We start from the raw sequence: 15,994 nt of genomic DNA, 5'->3' as shown, positions 1-15,994 counted from the left end.
TAAAGTCGCCAAAATGACACGGGTATCCCAATCAAGGTGTTATCAATCTAGCGTTTTAAATACGGAGAGTATCATGGGTTTTTTCAGCACAATTCTTGAAAAACTGGGTTTTGGTAAAGAGGCTCAGGCGGCAACCGCTGCAGATACCGCAACAGCGCCGGCAGAAAGCGCAGCAGCACCAGCGGCTCAGCCGGTTACTGTTGTTGACGTGGTTGCCCAGCTTGAACAGCGCGCCGCAGCCAATCCCCAGAAGCTGAATTGGAAGACGTCAATCGTCGACTTGCTTAAGTTGCTGGACATCGACAGCAGTCTGGCTGCCCGCAAGGAACTGGCTACCGAATTAGGCTGTCCTGCAAACCTGATGGCTGACTCGGCCCAAATGAATATGTGGCTGCATAAAGCGGTCTTGGCACGTGTGGCTGCCAATGGCGGTAATGTACCCGCTGATTTGCTTGACTGACGTTTGACGTCTTTTCTGCCGCTGCACAGGTCCTTGTGTCGTAGCGGTTTCAGGCCACGTTTACCGGGTCGTTACTGGTAAACGTGGGCGATTCATGCGTTACCCGTGGGCCACTTCAAAAATGCGTTCGAATATCGCAGCATCCACGACATCAGAGCCTTGTGCGCGCATGTAGGTCCAAACCGGACGCCAGCGTTCCGCATCCGGGCGTACCGGTGACACAAAACGTGTCAAGGTGTCGTTGACCATGGCTACCGTCAAGGGCGTGGGCTCGGCGTTGCCGGCGCGGCACCACAGCTTCAGTGCGGCTTGGGGTCGGCCTGAAGCGCTGGTACCGCAGCATTCAGATACGCTACCAGTGTTTTCAGAGCTTGTCTGACTGCGGTGTCGGCCTCCCGATTGGCGATCAGTTCCAGTGCTGAAAAACCGGGCACATCGCCATCCGAGGTGCGGCACATGTCAACGGGTAGCCCCAAATGATGGGCGTGTACCCCTTCGATGTTTGCAAAAGCCAGCCATGCCGCATCGGCACCGTTACGCAGGTTTTCAACGTGATCAAATCCGGCTTCGTAAACGGTGATTTGTTCGGGCCTGATGTCGACATTTTGTTTGTGCATCCAGCCGGTCAAAATGTTGCGGCACAGGTTGTCGGTCACTGGGTTTGATACGGGTGAAGCCACGCGGATAGACCCGCCTGATTTGAGTCGGGCTTGGGCGTCGTGCGTGATCAGTACACCGCCATCAGTGTGGAAGAAGGTCCCCAGAGATTGCAGGGCAATGGACTCGCCGTGCTTCTCCAGCAAGTGCAGGGGTTCATTTACCACGGCGTGTACCTCACCTTTGGCCAACGCTTCAAAACCGTCATAGTGGTCATCGGGGGCGATCAGTTCAATGGTAAGTGCTCCGTCGGCACGAGCTTGTTCCTGCGCGTGAATCAGGGGCAAATGGTCGGGGTTGAGGTACCATTCGAGGGCGATGGCAAGGCGGGGTGGCGTTATGGTGTGTTGCATTGGAATTTCACTGACGTAAACATGTGGAAGGCTTGAGTATGCGTTGGGGGCGGGTATGCGCGAATGTAAAAACAGAAGCAGTTCCCGCTTGACCCAAGCGCATCGCTTTACAGATGTTAGACCATATCGAGGGCTCAGGGCTCAGGGCTCGGCGCTCAAGCATCCCGGATGCTCGTTATGGCTTCTCGTTGTCCCCGCTCATCCAGCTGTATAGCCCCGTCACCCAGCTTTCGGCGGGAAGGCCTGATGTGGTTGATATATGCCCTGCGCGTTCGTAAAGATCGTCGAAATCGATTGACGGGGGTTCTTTAAAGGCAATGGCCACGATATTGCCATCGTGGACTTCGGGTAGCCAGGCGACGGCAGGGAAGGCTTTTTCGATCATCTGGATGTGCGAAAGATGTTCCGGCCAGTCGCAATACAGGTTTATTGTCATGATGCCGCTGCGTGACAGGCTGTTTGCGCAGGCGGCATAGAAGGCGTCAGAGCTGAGTGCCGGGCCGTGCGCTTTTGCATCGTATAAATCAACCTGCAAAATATCGATTGAACGGCGTCGGGAAAAGTCTGTGATGTAATCTGCCGCATCCATGTTCAGAACCTGCAGCCGTTCGTCGTCGCCGGGCAACGCGAAGTGGTTTCGGCAGGCATCAATAACGTTTGGGTCAAGCTCGACCGCAGTAACTCTTGCAGGTGCAAGGTAGTGGTAGCAAAATTTTGTCAGTGCCGCTGCGCCCAGGCCAAGCTGAACAATGTGCTCGGCTTTGTCGCGAAACAACAGCCACATCATCATTTGCTGAACGTATTCCAGCTCGATCATATTGGGCTGCTCGATGCGCATCACGCCTTGCACGGCGGTTGTGCCGAAATGCATGACGCGCATGCCTTCGAATTCCAGGATATTTACCATAATGTTAATGATTAGCCTTGTTGTACAGCGGATATTATCCTTCTGCGGTGCAGCGGTTTAATCCAGACAAGTTCAAATTCTTCCGGTGCCCCTGATGCTTTCCCGATGTGCTGTTTTAAAAGACGAAATGATTTTCAGCGCTGTCCGCGCGCAGGGTGCGGGTGGTCAGAATGTCAATAAGGTTTCAAGTGTTATCCACCTGCGGTTTTCGATTCCAGGCTCATCCTTGCCCGATGACATCAAACAGCGCCTGCTTGCCCTGCGGGATCAGCGCATCACCGGGGACGGGGTAGTGGTGATCAAGGCGCAAGGCAGTCGTAGCCAGGAGCAAAACAAGTTGGACGCGATTGCGCGCTTGCAGGCCCTGGTCGACAGCGTATCGACACCGCTCAAGGTACGCAAGGCCACTCAACCCACGTTGGGTTCGAAACGTCGCCGGCTGGAAGGAAAATCCGTTCGCGGGCAGGTGAAGCAACTGCGGGGGCGATTGCGTGCCGGTGATGGGTAGTCCCCTGGTTTCAACTAGAATGCCTGCTGCTGGCTTGTCGTTGATACGCCGCACCACACGGACTCTTCATGAAAAAACTGATCTCGAAAAAAACAAAGCCCTGAAAATCATGGGCAAGCTTAATGCCAGCCTGCCTCCTGGGCGTTTTGCCGGTGCGGCTGCCGGTCCTGACCGGCGCGAACAACGGCGTCTCGATCAGGCTGCCGGCCTGGTGTCGTTTCCCGTCAAGTTGCAGCAGTCCATCATCACGGCGTTGCGTGAAAAGGCAGAAGCTGACGGTGTGCCGGTCAACGAGCTGATCAACACCTTGTTGGCCAATGCGCTGAAAGGCTAACCGATGCAAATATGGGTTGACGCTGACGCCTGTCCGGTGGTCATCAAGGAAATCTTGTACCGTGCGGCACAGCGTTGGCAGCGGCCATTGACCCTGGTGGCCAACCAGATGTTGCGTACCCCGCCGTCGCCTTTGATTCGTGCTGTTCAGGTGCCGCGTGGTTTCGACGTGGCAGACGATTACATTGTTCAACATGCAGTCTCCGGTGATCTTGTGATCACCGGAGACATTCCTTTGGCCAGCCTTGTTCTGGCTAAAGGAACCCTGGTGTTGAACCCGCGAGGTGAACGCTACACCATTGACACGATTGGTGAGCGACTTGCCCTGCGTGACATGATGGACGAGTTGCGTAGTGTTGGCGTCGATACGGGCGGGCCGTCAACGCTCAGCCAGTCGGATCGACGCGCGTTTGGCAATGCGCTGGATCAGTTGATGATGGCCTGGTCGAGGCGCAGTTGAAACGCGGGGGCAAGCTACGCTGCGTATGTTGTGGTGCTGGGCAGTGGCTCGGTCATCATCGAGAAGGTTGGCAGCGCGATGCTGTGGTTCGTGTTTGCCAACGTCAAGACTGTTGCCGTTTGATGCGCCAAGTGTAAGTGTGTGAGAGAGCGTGGCCGGGGTTATGCCTGGCTGGCGTCAAGGGTTTCTCGATCTGCGGTGTGTTCTAACCCACACGCTTGCGTGTTTCGCTGGGCAGTTCACCATACCGTTCACGGTAATGGTGGGCAAAGCGTCCCAGTTCCAGAAAACCCCAGTGGTGTGCGATTTCCGTAATGCTTCTGGGGTTGTCCGGATCAAGCAAATCGGTACGCACCTGATCCATGCGCAGGTTTCTGAGGTAACGCATGGGGCTTTCGCCGTGGTGTTTGCGAAACCCTTCATGCAATGATCGGACACTGGTGCCCGTGATTTGCGCCAGTGTTTCCAGTGTGATGGGGTCGGCCAGATTGGCTCGCATGTAATCTTGTGCCTGCTTTACGGTTTTAGGCAGAACCGCCTTGTGGGCAGGGTGGTTGGCCAGACCAAAGGCATGAGGCTGCAGTGTCAGCAGATTCATGAACACCATCTGTTCAAACTGGCTCCAGATCATGGGCAGTGTGAAAAGATCGGGTTGTTTGCACACGTTCCTGAAAATTTGCCCCGCAGCCAGTTTGAGCGCCAGCCCGCCGCCCATGGATGTGTCTATCGCGTTTTCGAAGTGAACCGGCGAGGTTTTGTCCCGGCCGGCCAAGTGCATCGCGTAGCGCTCCAGCGCACCTGCCGAGGTGTACTGATGGCAGTAATCCAGTGTTTTGCCCACGGTTGAGTAACCGAGTTTATGGTCGTTGAATACACCGGCGACCAAGGCTCGTGTTTCGTCTAGGTCGTGCGACTGGAGCAGTTTGAAGTGGCTTGAGTGGGGGACGCGCAAAACGAAAACTCCGGATGTTTTCCCTTCTGTGCGATACGCTGTCAGCGCGGTTGCAATGGATGGTTTTTGCCGACTGAACAGTGTGTCTGGGCCAGCAAGGGAATGTACCTTTGATGTTGCCTTAATGTGGGCAAAAAAACATTCGGTACATTCCCTGACGTAACAAGGGTTTGTGTCAGGCTGCTGCCGGTGCCTCTGCGCATGACGCGATCATGTGTTCAGCACCTTGTTCGTCAAAATACCAGTCAGCCATGGTGCGCGGGTCGTTGAAACCTGCGGCCAGCGCCTGGGCCAGTTTGGGGCTGCCTTGGCAGGCCCCTAAAATGTTGAGCACGTACGCGGGCGGGTTCAGCATCGTGTTGGTCAAGCGTGCCGACCATTGCGCATTATTCCAGTTGTCTTGAGCGATTTCCTGCATCCAGTCGCGATCAAATGGCCGGTTGCCATGCGCTGTAATGGCTTTCATTAACCGGGTTGCACCTTTGCTGGCATTGTTGGACCCCTGGCCTGTCATTGGGTCGTTCAGAATATGAATGTCGCCGATACCCAGCACCGACCGGCCGGATGGCAGTGTGCCGACAGGCTTGCGTACGGTAGGCGTCACCGCACCGACCAAGATGCCGTTGTTGTCGGTCAGCTTGACGTTGGTGAAACGGTGGGCTTCCCAGGGGAAGAACTCGTGTATCAGCTCCAGCGTCAGTGCCAGATGTTGCTCGGGCGTTTTAACGTCGGTCCAACGATCCATCGGGCCACCCAGGATGCACTCAAGATTGATGATGTCGCAGGGGCCGCTGAGCGTCAGGCCTGGAAAATGCACGAACTCACCAATACCTGGGTTGACGTTGATGTTGAACGCACCGAAATCTTCCCGGGGTTTCATGCCGTGGACGTAGGTTAGTGCGGTAAGGCGCTGGGGCGACGAATACTGGCAGCGCTCGTCATCACGCTCAAAGAATTTTCCTAATTCGCCCTTGCCGGTGGCCACCAGTAACAGGTCGCATTGCGCAGCCAGAGCTTCGGCTTCGGCAATACCTACGTCGCTGATCCGGATCGTACCGCCCTTGCGCTCGAATTCATCCATCCAGCGGGGAATTTTAAGCCGTTGATCCACCGACTGGCCCGCCGGCATGCGGGTACGAAAGTCCACCATAACGCCGGCTTCGGCGTTGCCGGCACGGACATGCATCCCTTCAATGGGCGGGCAGGCCTCGTCCCAGAACAGCAGGCCCTGCTCGCGCTCCAGGGCAACCGCCATGTTGTACATGGACTGGCTGGACAAAATCTTGCCTTGTGCGATGTCTTCTTTGCTGCGGTTCGAAACAATGGTCACTTCATGACCTTGCCCCAGAAGGCCGATGCCCAGTTGCAGCCCTGCATGCCCCGCACCGATGATCGTGATTTTGCGCATTTTTATTGTCTCCTGTGTGGTGTGTTCAAACTAAGTCGTTGTCGTGATTCAAGACTTAGTTTGAAAGGGAGACAGATAACTGCCTATGCGTTTTCAGCGAGGATTATGCAGTTAGCGCAGAAATAACCACGCTTTTGGACTTGGGTGCCTGAAGGTTGAATCGAGCCTTTTTGATACTCACGGTTGCGTCTCTTGCATATTGGAAAATGCAGCCGGATATAGCCTTTTCCAAAAATCACACTGATACTCTTTGGCCGGAGAAAACAGGCCAGGCAGGTCAGGTATAAACCGCATGGCCTTTCCCTGTACTGAAAACAATTCCCATTCGGGTAATGCATTTGTCTGGGGAGTTCCGGTGCGCATGAATTGAGCCCAGGCCGCAATCATCTGCTCTGACATTGCCTGAGACGAGGGTTGAAGGTCCGGAGCATCAAGCCGTGAATTATTTGAAAAGTGGGGAAAGAAGTAATTGAGTTCGGATGAGTGGACTGCGCCCAGCTCGAAACCGGGGTCTGGCGATGCTGGCATGGAAACACCCAGCACGGGTGCATTTCGATCCGCAAAATCCATGAAATACACAGGTACATGGCGCGAAAGCAGGTAAGCCGTATCAACAAACTGGCAGTGGTTGATACCATTATCCGGCCGGAAGTCGGACATTACGGAACCCAGTGTGGCAGCAGGTGAGCCCTGCATATGAGCCGGATACTGTCGCTGGATAAGGGCGGTGTTATTGCCATACGCGGCCTGTAAGGACTCCGTGTAATTTTCTGCTGTTACGGTCTGGCCGGCTTGCACCGCATACCCAACCCACAGGCGCATCTCATCGCGTGTCCCACCATATAAAACGGGGACGCGCACAAACTGACCATTCTGCAAACTGTCCAACCCTTGGCGAGGCAACGTTGTTGTACCGAACACTGGCGCAAAGGCCATCAAGTCGGAGCCTGCCACCTTATCACCCGCCTGGATCAGTTGTTCTGCAGGAATCTGGCGCATACAGGCAACGGCATGATCCGGATCTGTGCACCCGACGGTTTCGCCCACAGTGCGCCCAAATGCATTCCGTTCATTGGCCGAACGTAGTGCAAAGGAACAAGCCGCGCTTTGGACGATGGCTTTATGGAACAGGTCTTGCGTTTGTTCGGGCACCAGCAAGTGCATGCATACTGACGCAGCACCCGCAGATTCTCCCGCTAATGTAATGTTGTCAGGATCACCGCCAAACGCGGCAATATTTTTTGACCCAGTGCATGGCCAGGCGCTGGTCTTCAAGTGCATACCCTCCGTTGTATTGCACGTCAAACCCGGGATGCGGCATGAAACCCAGAACTCCAAGTCTGTAATTGATGGACACGACAACGGCATCCATTTCACGCGCAAGACGATCCAGACGGTATAGCGCAGCCGACCCGCCAACAAACGAGCCACCATGAATCCAGACCAGGACCGGCCGTTTCACTGCCTTCGTCGGGGTTTCTTCCGGGATCCAGGGGCGAGAAATGTTCAGGTGAAGGCAGTTTTCATTCGCGCTGGATTCCGTGATGCCGTAGCGTGCGGCCTGGGCGCAGGCGGGTTGAAAAGTGCTCGCGTCAAGAATGCCTGTCCAGCCCGGTGCCGGTTGCGCGCGCGTCCAGCGCCGATCGCCTGACACATCATCACCATAAGGAATGCCGCGAAACTCCAGCACACCGTGACGTAGCGTGCCCCGTACCTTACCTTGATCCAGAACAACCAACGGGGGTTCAATCTGTACGTGGTTTGCAGCCCCTGTCCCCCAGGCCATCGACTGAATCAGTGCACATAACAACATGAGTAAAAGACCAGCCACAGCGGTATGGAAAGCTCTTCGGCTAAACGTCACAGGTAGCCTCCGTCAAGGGGTGGGTTGCTCGGAAACAGACCGTTCCGATGAAGCAACTGAATTGATTAAAAATTAAAAACGGCCTTGTCGTATTTCGTCAGGGTCAGGCCTCGGTGGTGCTGGCCAGTTACCTCCCAGGACCTTATAGAGCGTGATCTGGTTGGTGTACTGTGACCATCGGGTCTGTGCCAATGATTGCTGTGCAGAATACAAAGTACGCTCGGCATCAAGCAGCACAATGTAGTTGTCACGCCCCTGCTCATAACGCAGGCGGGATAAACGCTCAGCTTGCGTGGCAGCAGTTACAAGGGCTTCCTGGGCCGTACGCTGCTGGTCCAGTGAAGCCTTCCAGGCCAGCGCGTTAGCGACCTCTTTGAAACCGGTTTGAATCGTTTTCTCGTATTCGGCCAAGGCAATGTCCCGGTCAGCCTGGCTGACAGCCAGATTGGCCCATAGTTTTTCACGCTGAAAAACAGGTAATGAGATCTGGGGAATGAAGGTCCACGCCCGACTGCCCCCGAGAAAAGCGCTGAAAGCGCAGCGCTGGCGTATCCGATGCTGGTTGTCAGACTGATGGATGGAAAAAGGCAGCCCTGGCAGCACCGATTTCCGCGTTGGCAGCACGCATTTTTTGTTCGGCCTGCAGGACATCAGGGCGATGTAACAGAACCTCGGAGGGCAGCCCTGCAGATAAGGCCTGAAAAATCGGATCAGGAGCATCGAATCGATGGGGCAAAAGAGACGTATCAATTGGTGAGCCTACGAGCAGGGTCAGTGCATTCAGGTCTTCCATAACCTGACCGGTATAACGGGCCAGGTCACTGCGCGCTGTTTCGATCGCTGTGCGTGCTTCCGCGAGATCCAGCTCGGAAACGGCCCCCAGTCGATAGCGATGTTCATTCAGGGTTAATGCTTTTTGCCGATTTTCCAGTGTGTTGCGGGAAATATGCTGTAATTCCTGATCAAGAGCCAGGGTCAACCAGGCCGTCGCCACTTCTGCAATCAAGGACAGTTCAGTGCTGCGCTGTGCGGCCTCTTGTGCCAGATAGCTGTGCAGGGCAGACTGGCTCAGCGAGTGAAGACGGCCAAACAGATCCAGCTCGAACGCAGTCAGCCCTGCACTGGCTGTATAGACGCCCGTTGAAGATGCAGGTTCGCTTCGTGTGAGGGCCGCGTTCAGGGTAGGTGCAGGCCAGGTGTCTGCACGTGCAGCACTGTAAAGGGCTCGTGCGCGTTCAACGTTCAGAAGTGCGACACGGGCATCGCGATTACTGGTTAATGCCTGGGTCATCACGGTTAACAGGCGTGGATCAAGGAAAAAATCGCGCCAACCTGCCCGTACGGCCGGCTGGACGGGTTCAGATGGCGTACTGCGCGATGAAGGGGAGCGTTCAGCGGTGGCGGACGGTGTTTCTGACGAGACAGCGACAGGCCAGGTGGCTGGAATCTGAGGGTCGGCAATTGGCACCTCCGGTTGAAGATTCACACAACCGCACAGCAAAAAACACAGACTCAAGCGAGCAGGACCCAATCGGAAGATACGTTTCCGGTATTCAGACATGACTGGCGTCTCCGCTTTCCTGTGCTGTTACATGCGGGTCGCCATGACTCTGTTGTTTCTGACGCTTCCCAAAGACGCGTTGCACCACTACAAAAAACAGTGGAATGAAAAAATCCCTAACAGCGTTCCGACCAACATGCCTCCCAGCACACCCGTTCCAATCGCGCGCTGTGCGCCGGAACCGGCCCCGCTGGCCAGAGCCAGAGGCAAAACACCCAAACCAAACGCCATGGAGGTCATCAGAATGGGACGTAAACGGTCGCGTATCGCTTGCAGTGTTCCCTCGATCAACGCCATGCCCTGTTCAAGGTTAAGTTTTGCAAACTCAACGATCAGAATGGCATTTTTGCTGGTGAGTCCAACGGTTGTGAGCATGGCAACCTGAAAGTAGACGTCGCGCTCTAGGCCCAGCCACAGTGCGGCCACTACCGTACCCAGGATGCCCAGGGGAGCAACCATCAGTACGGCCGTTGGAATGATCCAGCTTTCGTACATGGCCGCCAGGCACAGGAATACGAACAGTAGCGAAAGCGCATACAGTTTTGGTGTCTGTGAGCCGGCCTGGCGTTCCTGGTAGGACATCCCTGTCCAGCTCATGCCCACACCGTCAGGTAATTGCGTGACCAGACGCTCGACTTCGAGCATGGCATCGCCGGAACTGACCCCTGGGCGGGCTCGCCATTGATTTCCATGGCGGGTACTCCGTTGTAACGTTCCAGCTGGGGCGAACCGTACTCCCATTGCACCCGTGTAAATGTCGACAAGGGCACCATCTCTCCCTGCGCATTGCGTACGCTCCAGTGCAAAAAGTCCTCGGGGACCATCCGGAAGGTCGCATCCGCCTGCACATAAACCCGTTTGACTCGCCCGCGATCAATAAAATCATCGATGTAGTTTCCGGCCCAGGCTGTCGATAACGTGTCAGTGATGGTGCTGTGAGATACACCCAGTGCAGCGGCCTTGGCGACATCAATATCAAGACGTAATTGCGGTCTGTCCGACAGGCCATTGGCCCGGACATTGCGCAACAGGGTGCTTTTGAGGCTGCAGTAAGGAATTGGTCTCGTGCATTCGACAGGGCATTATGGCCAATGCTGCCGGTATCCTGCAGGTAAAACACAAAGCCACTGGCAGTACCCAGTTCCGGAATGGCAGGAGGTGAGAACGCGTAGCCTGCAGCATCATCGAGTGCCATGAGGGCTGCTGATGTGCGCTGCCCGACAGCTGAAGCCGATGTCTCCGCGTCTCGCCTGAGATCCCAGTCTTTAAGCTTGACGAAAGCGACGCCCGTGTTCTGACCGGAGCCGGCAAAGCTGAAGCCCTGAACGCTCAGTACCGAATCAACCGAGGCGGTTTCTTCGTTCAACAGATATTGCTCCATCTGGGCTACGCTTTTTAATGTTCGTTCCTGGGTGGCACCGACGGGTGTCTGCAACATGGCCATCAACAAGCCCTGATCCTCTTCCGGCAGGAAAGCCCCCGGCAGCCTTAAAAAGGCAAATACCATATACCCTGTGAGCGCCAGGTAAATCAGCATGAAACGTCCTGATCGCCCAAGAATTTTCCGGACGCTGGCCTGATAGCGTGTGGTGCTTGCGTCAAAGTACGTGTTGAATAGCGCAAAAAACGGCTTGCCCTGCCGGCGGGGCGTGTATCGTGTTGCGGGGTATGCTGTTTCAGCAGGGTGACACACAATGCGGGTGTGAAGACTAGGGCCACAATCACAGACAGGGCCATGGCCGCCACAATCGTGATGGAAAACTGCCTGTAAATGATACCAGTGGAGCCTGCCATGAAGGCCATGGGTACGAAGACTGAAGACAACACCAGGCCAATACCGATCAGTGCCCCGGTGATTTGCCCCATGGATTTTTGTGTGGCTTCTAGCGGCGACAGCTTTTCCTCGCTCATCAATCGTTCGACGTTTTCGACGACGACAATCGCATCATCCACCAACAGGCCGATCGCCAGCACCATGGCAAACATGGTCAGCATATTGATCGAGTACCCCAGCGCGGCCAACACACCGAATGTTCCCAGCAGCACCACAGGCACGGCCAGGGTGGGAATGAGTGTGGCCCGCAGGTTTTGCAAGAACAGGTACATCACCAGAAACACGAGCACTATGGCCTCAAACAGTGTTTGCACGACACCTTTGATCGAGACTTCGACAAAAGGTGTCGTATCGTAAGGCACGACCGCTCTCAAGCCTTGAGGGAAGTTTTTCTCGAGTTCGAGGATGGTTTGTTTGATTCGTTCGGCCGTTTCCAGTGCGTTCGCACCGGTTGCCAGGAAATGGCAACCCCGGTGGCGGGTTTGCCGTTGTACCTGCTGAGTGTGCTGTAACTCTGTGAGCCCAGTTCCACGCGTGCAATGTCGGCCAGTCTCAGGGCAGAGCCTTCTGTGGTGGAACGGATTACGATCTGCCTGAACTGGTCGGCAGTCTGCATCCGGCCCTGTGCATTGATCGTGGCATTCAGTTGTTGCCCGGCTGCAGGCGGGTGCCCCCAGCTCACCCACGGCAACCTGGGCGTTTTGTGCCTGTATGGCGCTGATGACATCTGAAACGGTCAGTCGGTAGGTTTCAAGTTTGCCGGGGTCAAGCCAGATACGCAACGCATACTGTGCCCCGAACACTTGAACACTACCGACGCCTTTAAGCCGTGAAAGCGTATCGTACAGATCGGAAACAACGTAATCTGCAATATCGTACTGATCCATGCTGTCGTTATCAGAGACAAATCCGAGCACCATCAGAAAACTGCTGCTGGCCTTGCTGACCGTGATCCCCACTTTGGTTACTTCAGTGGGCAATTGGGCCGTGGCCAGAGACAGCTTGTTCTGTACCTGAACCTGCGCCGTATCGATATCCGTACCGTTCTCAAATGTCAGGGTGAGGCTGGCATCGCCGTTCGAATCGCTGGTCGACGAAAAATACATCAGACCATCGAGGCTGGTCATATTCTGTTCGATGATTTGCGTCACCGAGTCTTCCACTGTTTTGGCCGAGGCTCCGGAATACGTCGCACTGATGGAAATGGAGGGCGGCGCAATGGCAGGGTACTGGGATACCGGCAATGTCGTGATCGACAAAATTCCCATCAACATGATGGCAATGGCGATCACCCAGGAAAAACGGGTCGCGTGATGAAAAATTGGGCCATGATCCGTACTTCCGTTCAGTCGTTGGCGGTTGTGGCTTCAGCAGCGTGCACCACAACACCCGGCCTGAGCTTTTGTAAACCTTCCACGACGACCCGGTCGCCCGCCTTGAGGCCTTCGTCAATGAGCCATTGATCGCCGATGGTTCTGTTGGTCAGGACCGTACGCTGTTCGATGGTTCCGTCGGGTTTCACGACCTGTGCCGACGCCGTGCCTTTGGCATCGCGAAGAATGCTCTGCTGAGGGGCCAGAATCGCCTGCTGGCGCTCACCATAGCTGATTACGGCCCGGATGTAGCTGCCCGGCAAAAGCATGTGATCGGGATTGGGTACGGCTATGCGTAGCGCGTAACGGCCTGTTTCAGGATCTACGCTGGATTCTGAAAAAATCAGTTGGCCGGTATGGGGATAGGTCGTACCGTCCTCAAGCATGACTGTCACGGGGATGGCACGTGTATCACTGAGACTGCCTTGCAGCAATGCTTTGCGCAGTTGAAGCAGCTCACTGCTTGATTGGTTCAGATCGATATGAATGGGGTCCAGCTGCTGTATGCGGGCAAGGGCAGCCGATTGATTGGCATTGACCAGCGCCCCTTGTGTCACGGAAGATTTGCCTATCTTTCCGGTGACAGGCGCAACAATGCGTGTGTAGCCCAGCATGATACGGCTACGTTCCAGGGCGGCACGCGCCAGTTGTACATCGGCCTGCGCCTCTTTCAGTGCAGACTGTGCCGTTTCATGGTCCTGACGACTGACCGCATTGTGCTGAAAAAGAGCCGTCGAACGTTGCGCGTTCAGACGGGCCGCTTCAAGTGTGGCCAGGGAGCGGTTCAGGCTGGCCTGATTGCTTGCAACATCGGCGCGATACAAGGCATCGTCTAATTGATAAAGCGTCTGGCCTTGCTGCACCAGACCCCTTCGTCAAATGAAAGCTGCTGCACGATGCCGTCAGCCTGGGGGCGTATTTCAGCGACGACAGAAGCAATAGCGCGCCCGGCCAATTCACGAGTCAGTGTTACCGGTTGCTCTTTGAGCGTCACTACGTTGACCGAAAGAGTTTCCTCTTTGCGTGTCCGGTGGACGTGCGGTCTTGCTGGCAACCCGATAACGTCCAGAAAATCAAAAAAGTGCTGCACAACATGCCCACCATCCGGTGGATTTTTGAAGAGGATGGTGTCATCTCGGCCCCTGCGTTTCAACTGGCCGAATTCTAGCGGTGCAACCCGGTGCGAGGCTGACAAATCCTGACAGTCAGTGCGGGCCGGTATTTAGAGTGGGGCCGTTTGCTGGTCAAGCTCGCAAATGATTGTGAGTTGGTAACCTACACCACGCGCGGCGCGTATGACTTCGGTGCCATTTGAGCCCGTCAGCAGTTTGCGGCGCAGACGGCTCATACCGATTTCGAGACGACGTTCATCAAAATCAAGGTAGCTACCTCCAAGTGCCTCGACCAGTTCACGACGGCTGGCTGGCCCTGGCCCACACCGGATCAAGGTTTGCAAGAGTGTGCTTTCGTTATGGGTGAGGGTAAGGACAGGCCCATCAGGTATCGTCAGCTGAAGGGTCTGAGGGCTAAAGCGCCAGAAGGTGTTGCATTCTGTTGATACGGCACTCTGACCCATGCGCTGCAGGCGGCCTAACAGATTGGCAATAACGGCCAGAAGCTCTTCAGGAGGGGTTGGTTTGACCAGATAGGCATCTGCCTGGTTTTGTAGTCCCAGCAGGCGATCATGGGGCAGGCCGCGGGCTGTCAGCAAAACAACCCCGATATGTGGCCACATCGAACGAACCCTTTTGCAGAGGCTCAGGCCGTCTTCTCCCGGAAGGCCCAGATCAAGCACAATGAGATGGCAGGTGTGATCGTGCAAGTGACGATCCAGTGTGGAGCCGTTGGGTAGCCCAGTGGCCGCATAGCCGGCGCAGTCAAGGTGCAAAACCAGTTCTTCACGCAAGTCGTCATGGTCTTCAACCACGACGACGTGCATACGTTGGTTTGTATTATCGTTATACCCATTCATGTTTGACAGGGTGAAAAATTATTCATTGCAAGCAGGCAACGGAAACCAGAGTGTAAAGCAGGCCCCGCAGGTCCAGGTCCGGTCAAGCCGCAAGCTTCCCCATGTTTTTCCATGATTTCGCGTACCAGGGGTAACCCTAAACCTAATCCTGTATGCCCCCCGATTCATGTAATCGTTGATAGCGTTCAAAGATGGTTTGTTCCTGATGCAGGGAATGCCCGGCCCATGATCTCGTATGCGCCAGGCAATCCCCGCGTTGCCAGCCTGATTTTCAGCCGTGTAAACATCCAGAAAATGGGGGTGCCTGCTACAGCATACCTGGCTGAATTTTCGATGAGGTTCAATCCTGCGAAATAGATCAGGTGGGGGTCGCCGTGCAAGCGGGGAAGGTTGGCAGGTGTATTGATCACTACGCGCTCCATGATATCGGGCTCAAGTGCGGTGCGCAAAGACTGGCTGATGACAGACACATCAACCGGCCTGAAATGGGCCGTGTCACCCAGCAGGCGTTCTTGTGCTTCAGTGAGTTCCATCAAGGAACTCAGTCGGTCGATGGCCCGTCGAATGCTGTCGTAACGACGGTTGCGCAGTTCTGGATCCGCACGGCGTTGGTCGAGCAAACGCAAGCTGTGCGCAGCAGCCTCGATCACGGCCACCGGATTACGCACCTCATGCGCAATAAGGGCAAGAAAGCGCTCCCGTTCCTGGCGCGCTTTCTTTTCGCGTTCTGAGTTCAGCTGGGCTTCTGCTGCGCGAAGTTGTGCCGCATGATTAGCCCGTTCGGCTTCACGGGTTTGCAACGCAATACTGACATGCAAGACAATAATGACCGGTAACGCCGCACTTCGTACTGCGAGTAACGATAACGGACGCAAATCTATCCAGCCCAATCCACCTAGAATGGCGGGCCACATGATGAAAAAATGCAGGGGCAGTACGCAGGCGATCAGTCGCCCTGACAAATGACCTGTTTTCCACAAACGTACATAGGCTGGAAAACTGATCAGAGGGGCCGGCAGCAAGCCGACAAACATGATTGTTGACAGTGCCTCAAAGTGGCCCGTCCACGCAGACATCATGACCAGACTGCCGGGTAAAACGCCAAGCAACTGGTAATAGCGCAGGATGCCGGGAAAATTTCCCGGTAATTGAAGCAGCCTGATCTGGCACAATGAGCCCGTTACGTTTTGGGCCCCCAGCAGAACATACCCTACCGAGATGAGCAGTTCGGGTGCGGGTGCTTGAAGCATCGGGGCAATCAGACCATCGTAGTTAGCCCAGTGAAGTGCGCTGCATACGACAAACAGGGCGAAAAGCCCGAAGACATCGCGTCGCGTGACCCACCAGGCAAC

Annotated in this window: 16 protein-coding genes and 2 pseudogenes; 4 read left to right on the top strand and 14 right to left on the bottom strand. The window is 55.4% G+C overall.

Annotated features, from left to right (window positions below; all coding sequences use genetic code 11):
* The first annotated feature begins 73 nt into the window (after positions 1-73).
* Positions 74-460: a DUF3597 domain-containing protein gene (locus tag N7E01_RS04255; protein ID WP_289174733.1), complete on the top strand. Its 387-nt coding sequence runs from the start codon at positions 74-76 to the stop codon at positions 458-460.
* Positions 461-559: 99 nt separating this feature from the next.
* Here the strand turns inward: N7E01_RS04255 and N7E01_RS04250 are convergent, their stop codons facing one another.
* From N7E01_RS04250 to N7E01_RS04240, 3 genes are all read right to left on the bottom strand, one after another.
* On the bottom strand, positions 560-721 hold the full coding sequence (locus N7E01_RS04250; RefSeq protein ID WP_289174732.1) for a hypothetical protein: 162 nt from the start codon (positions 719-721) through the stop codon (positions 560-562).
* A gap of 38 nt (positions 722-759) precedes the next feature.
* Positions 760-1,470 carry an ABC transporter substrate-binding protein gene (locus tag N7E01_RS04245; protein WP_289174731.1) on the bottom strand — a complete coding sequence of 237 codons (711 nt, stop codon included), beginning with the start codon at positions 1,468-1,470 and terminating at the stop codon, positions 760-762.
* Between the two features lie 175 nt (positions 1,471-1,645).
* The gene (locus N7E01_RS04240) at positions 1,646-2,377 is read right to left on the bottom strand and encodes a spermine/spermidine synthase domain-containing protein (RefSeq protein ID WP_289174730.1); all 732 of its coding nucleotides are present in this window, start codon (positions 2,375-2,377) and stop codon (positions 1,646-1,648) included.
* Between the two features lie 94 nt (positions 2,378-2,471).
* On the opposite strand from N7E01_RS04240, the gene arfB reads away from it, so the two are divergent.
* The 3 genes from arfB (at position 2,472) to N7E01_RS04225 (ending at position 3,678) form a co-directional block, all read left to right on the top strand.
* Positions 2,472-2,885 carry an alternative ribosome rescue aminoacyl-tRNA hydrolase ArfB gene (gene arfB / locus N7E01_RS04235; RefSeq protein WP_289174729.1) on the top strand — a complete coding sequence of 138 codons (414 nt, stop codon included), beginning with the start codon at positions 2,472-2,474 and terminating at the stop codon, positions 2,883-2,885.
* A 109-nt stretch (positions 2,886-2,994) separates the two neighbouring features.
* Positions 2,995-3,219 carry a hypothetical protein gene (locus N7E01_RS04230; RefSeq protein ID WP_350494933.1) on the top strand — a complete coding sequence of 75 codons (225 nt, stop codon included), beginning with the start codon at positions 2,995-2,997 and terminating at the stop codon, positions 3,217-3,219.
* Positions 3,220-3,222: 3 nt separating this feature from the next.
* Entirely contained in the window at positions 3,223-3,678 is a 456-nt protein-coding gene (locus N7E01_RS04225; RefSeq protein WP_289174727.1) for a YaiI/YqxD family protein, read from the top strand.
* 205 nt (positions 3,679-3,883) lie between these two features.
* On the opposite strand, the gene N7E01_RS04220 is transcribed toward N7E01_RS04225, so the two are convergent.
* From N7E01_RS04220 to N7E01_RS18390, 11 genes and pseudogenes are all read right to left on the bottom strand, one after another.
* Positions 3,884-4,630 carry a helix-turn-helix transcriptional regulator gene (locus N7E01_RS04220; protein WP_289174726.1) on the bottom strand — a complete coding sequence of 249 codons (747 nt, stop codon included), beginning with the start codon at positions 4,628-4,630 and terminating at the stop codon, positions 3,884-3,886.
* Between the two features lie 175 nt (positions 4,631-4,805).
* Positions 4,806-6,038: a styrene monooxygenase/indole monooxygenase family protein gene (locus N7E01_RS04215; protein ID WP_289174725.1), complete on the bottom strand. Its 1,233-nt coding sequence runs from the start codon at positions 6,036-6,038 to the stop codon at positions 4,806-4,808.
* A 177-nt stretch (positions 6,039-6,215) separates the two neighbouring features.
* Positions 6,216-7,824, bottom strand: a pseudogene (locus N7E01_RS04210) (carboxylesterase/lipase family protein).
* Between the two features lie 150 nt (positions 7,825-7,974).
* Entirely contained in the window at positions 7,975-8,505 is a 531-nt protein-coding gene (locus N7E01_RS04200; RefSeq protein WP_289174722.1) for a TolC family protein, read from the bottom strand.
* The gene (locus tag N7E01_RS04195) at positions 8,468-9,388 is read right to left on the bottom strand and encodes a TolC family protein (protein ID WP_289174721.1); all 921 of its coding nucleotides are present in this window, start codon (positions 9,386-9,388) and stop codon (positions 8,468-8,470) included. Before N7E01_RS04195 ends, N7E01_RS04200 begins: the two co-directional genes overlap by 38 nt.
* Before the next feature lie 162 nt (positions 9,389-9,550).
* Positions 9,551-11,045, bottom strand: a pseudogene (locus tag N7E01_RS19260) (efflux RND transporter permease subunit); the annotation flags it as partial.
* Positions 10,994-12,565 (bottom strand): efflux RND transporter permease subunit, encoded by a 1,572-nt coding sequence (locus N7E01_RS19255; RefSeq protein ID WP_434089576.1) that lies wholly within the window; start codon positions 12,563-12,565, stop codon positions 10,994-10,996. The gene N7E01_RS19255 and the pseudogene N7E01_RS19260, both read right to left, overlap by 52 nt.
* Positions 12,566-12,642: 77 nt before the next feature.
* Positions 12,643-13,533: an efflux RND transporter periplasmic adaptor subunit gene (locus N7E01_RS04185; RefSeq protein ID WP_289174720.1), complete on the bottom strand. Its 891-nt coding sequence runs from the start codon at positions 13,531-13,533 to the stop codon at positions 12,643-12,645.
* Entirely contained in the window at positions 13,503-13,760 is a 258-nt protein-coding gene (locus N7E01_RS04180) for a hypothetical protein (RefSeq protein ID WP_289174719.1), read from the bottom strand. The genes N7E01_RS04185 and N7E01_RS04180 overlap by 31 nt, the downstream gene beginning before the upstream one ends.
* A gap of 132 nt (positions 13,761-13,892) precedes the next feature.
* Entirely contained in the window at positions 13,893-14,609 is a 717-nt protein-coding gene (locus tag N7E01_RS04175; RefSeq protein ID WP_289174718.1) for a response regulator transcription factor, read from the bottom strand.
* Positions 14,610-14,827: 218 nt separating this feature from the next.
* Positions 14,828-15,892: a sensor histidine kinase gene (locus N7E01_RS18390; RefSeq protein ID WP_434089551.1), complete on the bottom strand. Its 1,065-nt coding sequence runs from the start codon at positions 15,890-15,892 to the stop codon at positions 14,828-14,830.
* Between the last annotated feature and the right edge of the window lie 102 nt (positions 15,893-15,994).

Source organism: Neopusillimonas aromaticivorans (assembly GCF_030344915.1).
In the GTDB taxonomy this organism is placed as follows: Bacteria; Pseudomonadota; Gammaproteobacteria; order Burkholderiales; family Burkholderiaceae_B; genus Neopusillimonas; species Neopusillimonas aromaticivorans.
This window is presented reverse-complemented; position numbering and strand designations above follow the sequence as displayed.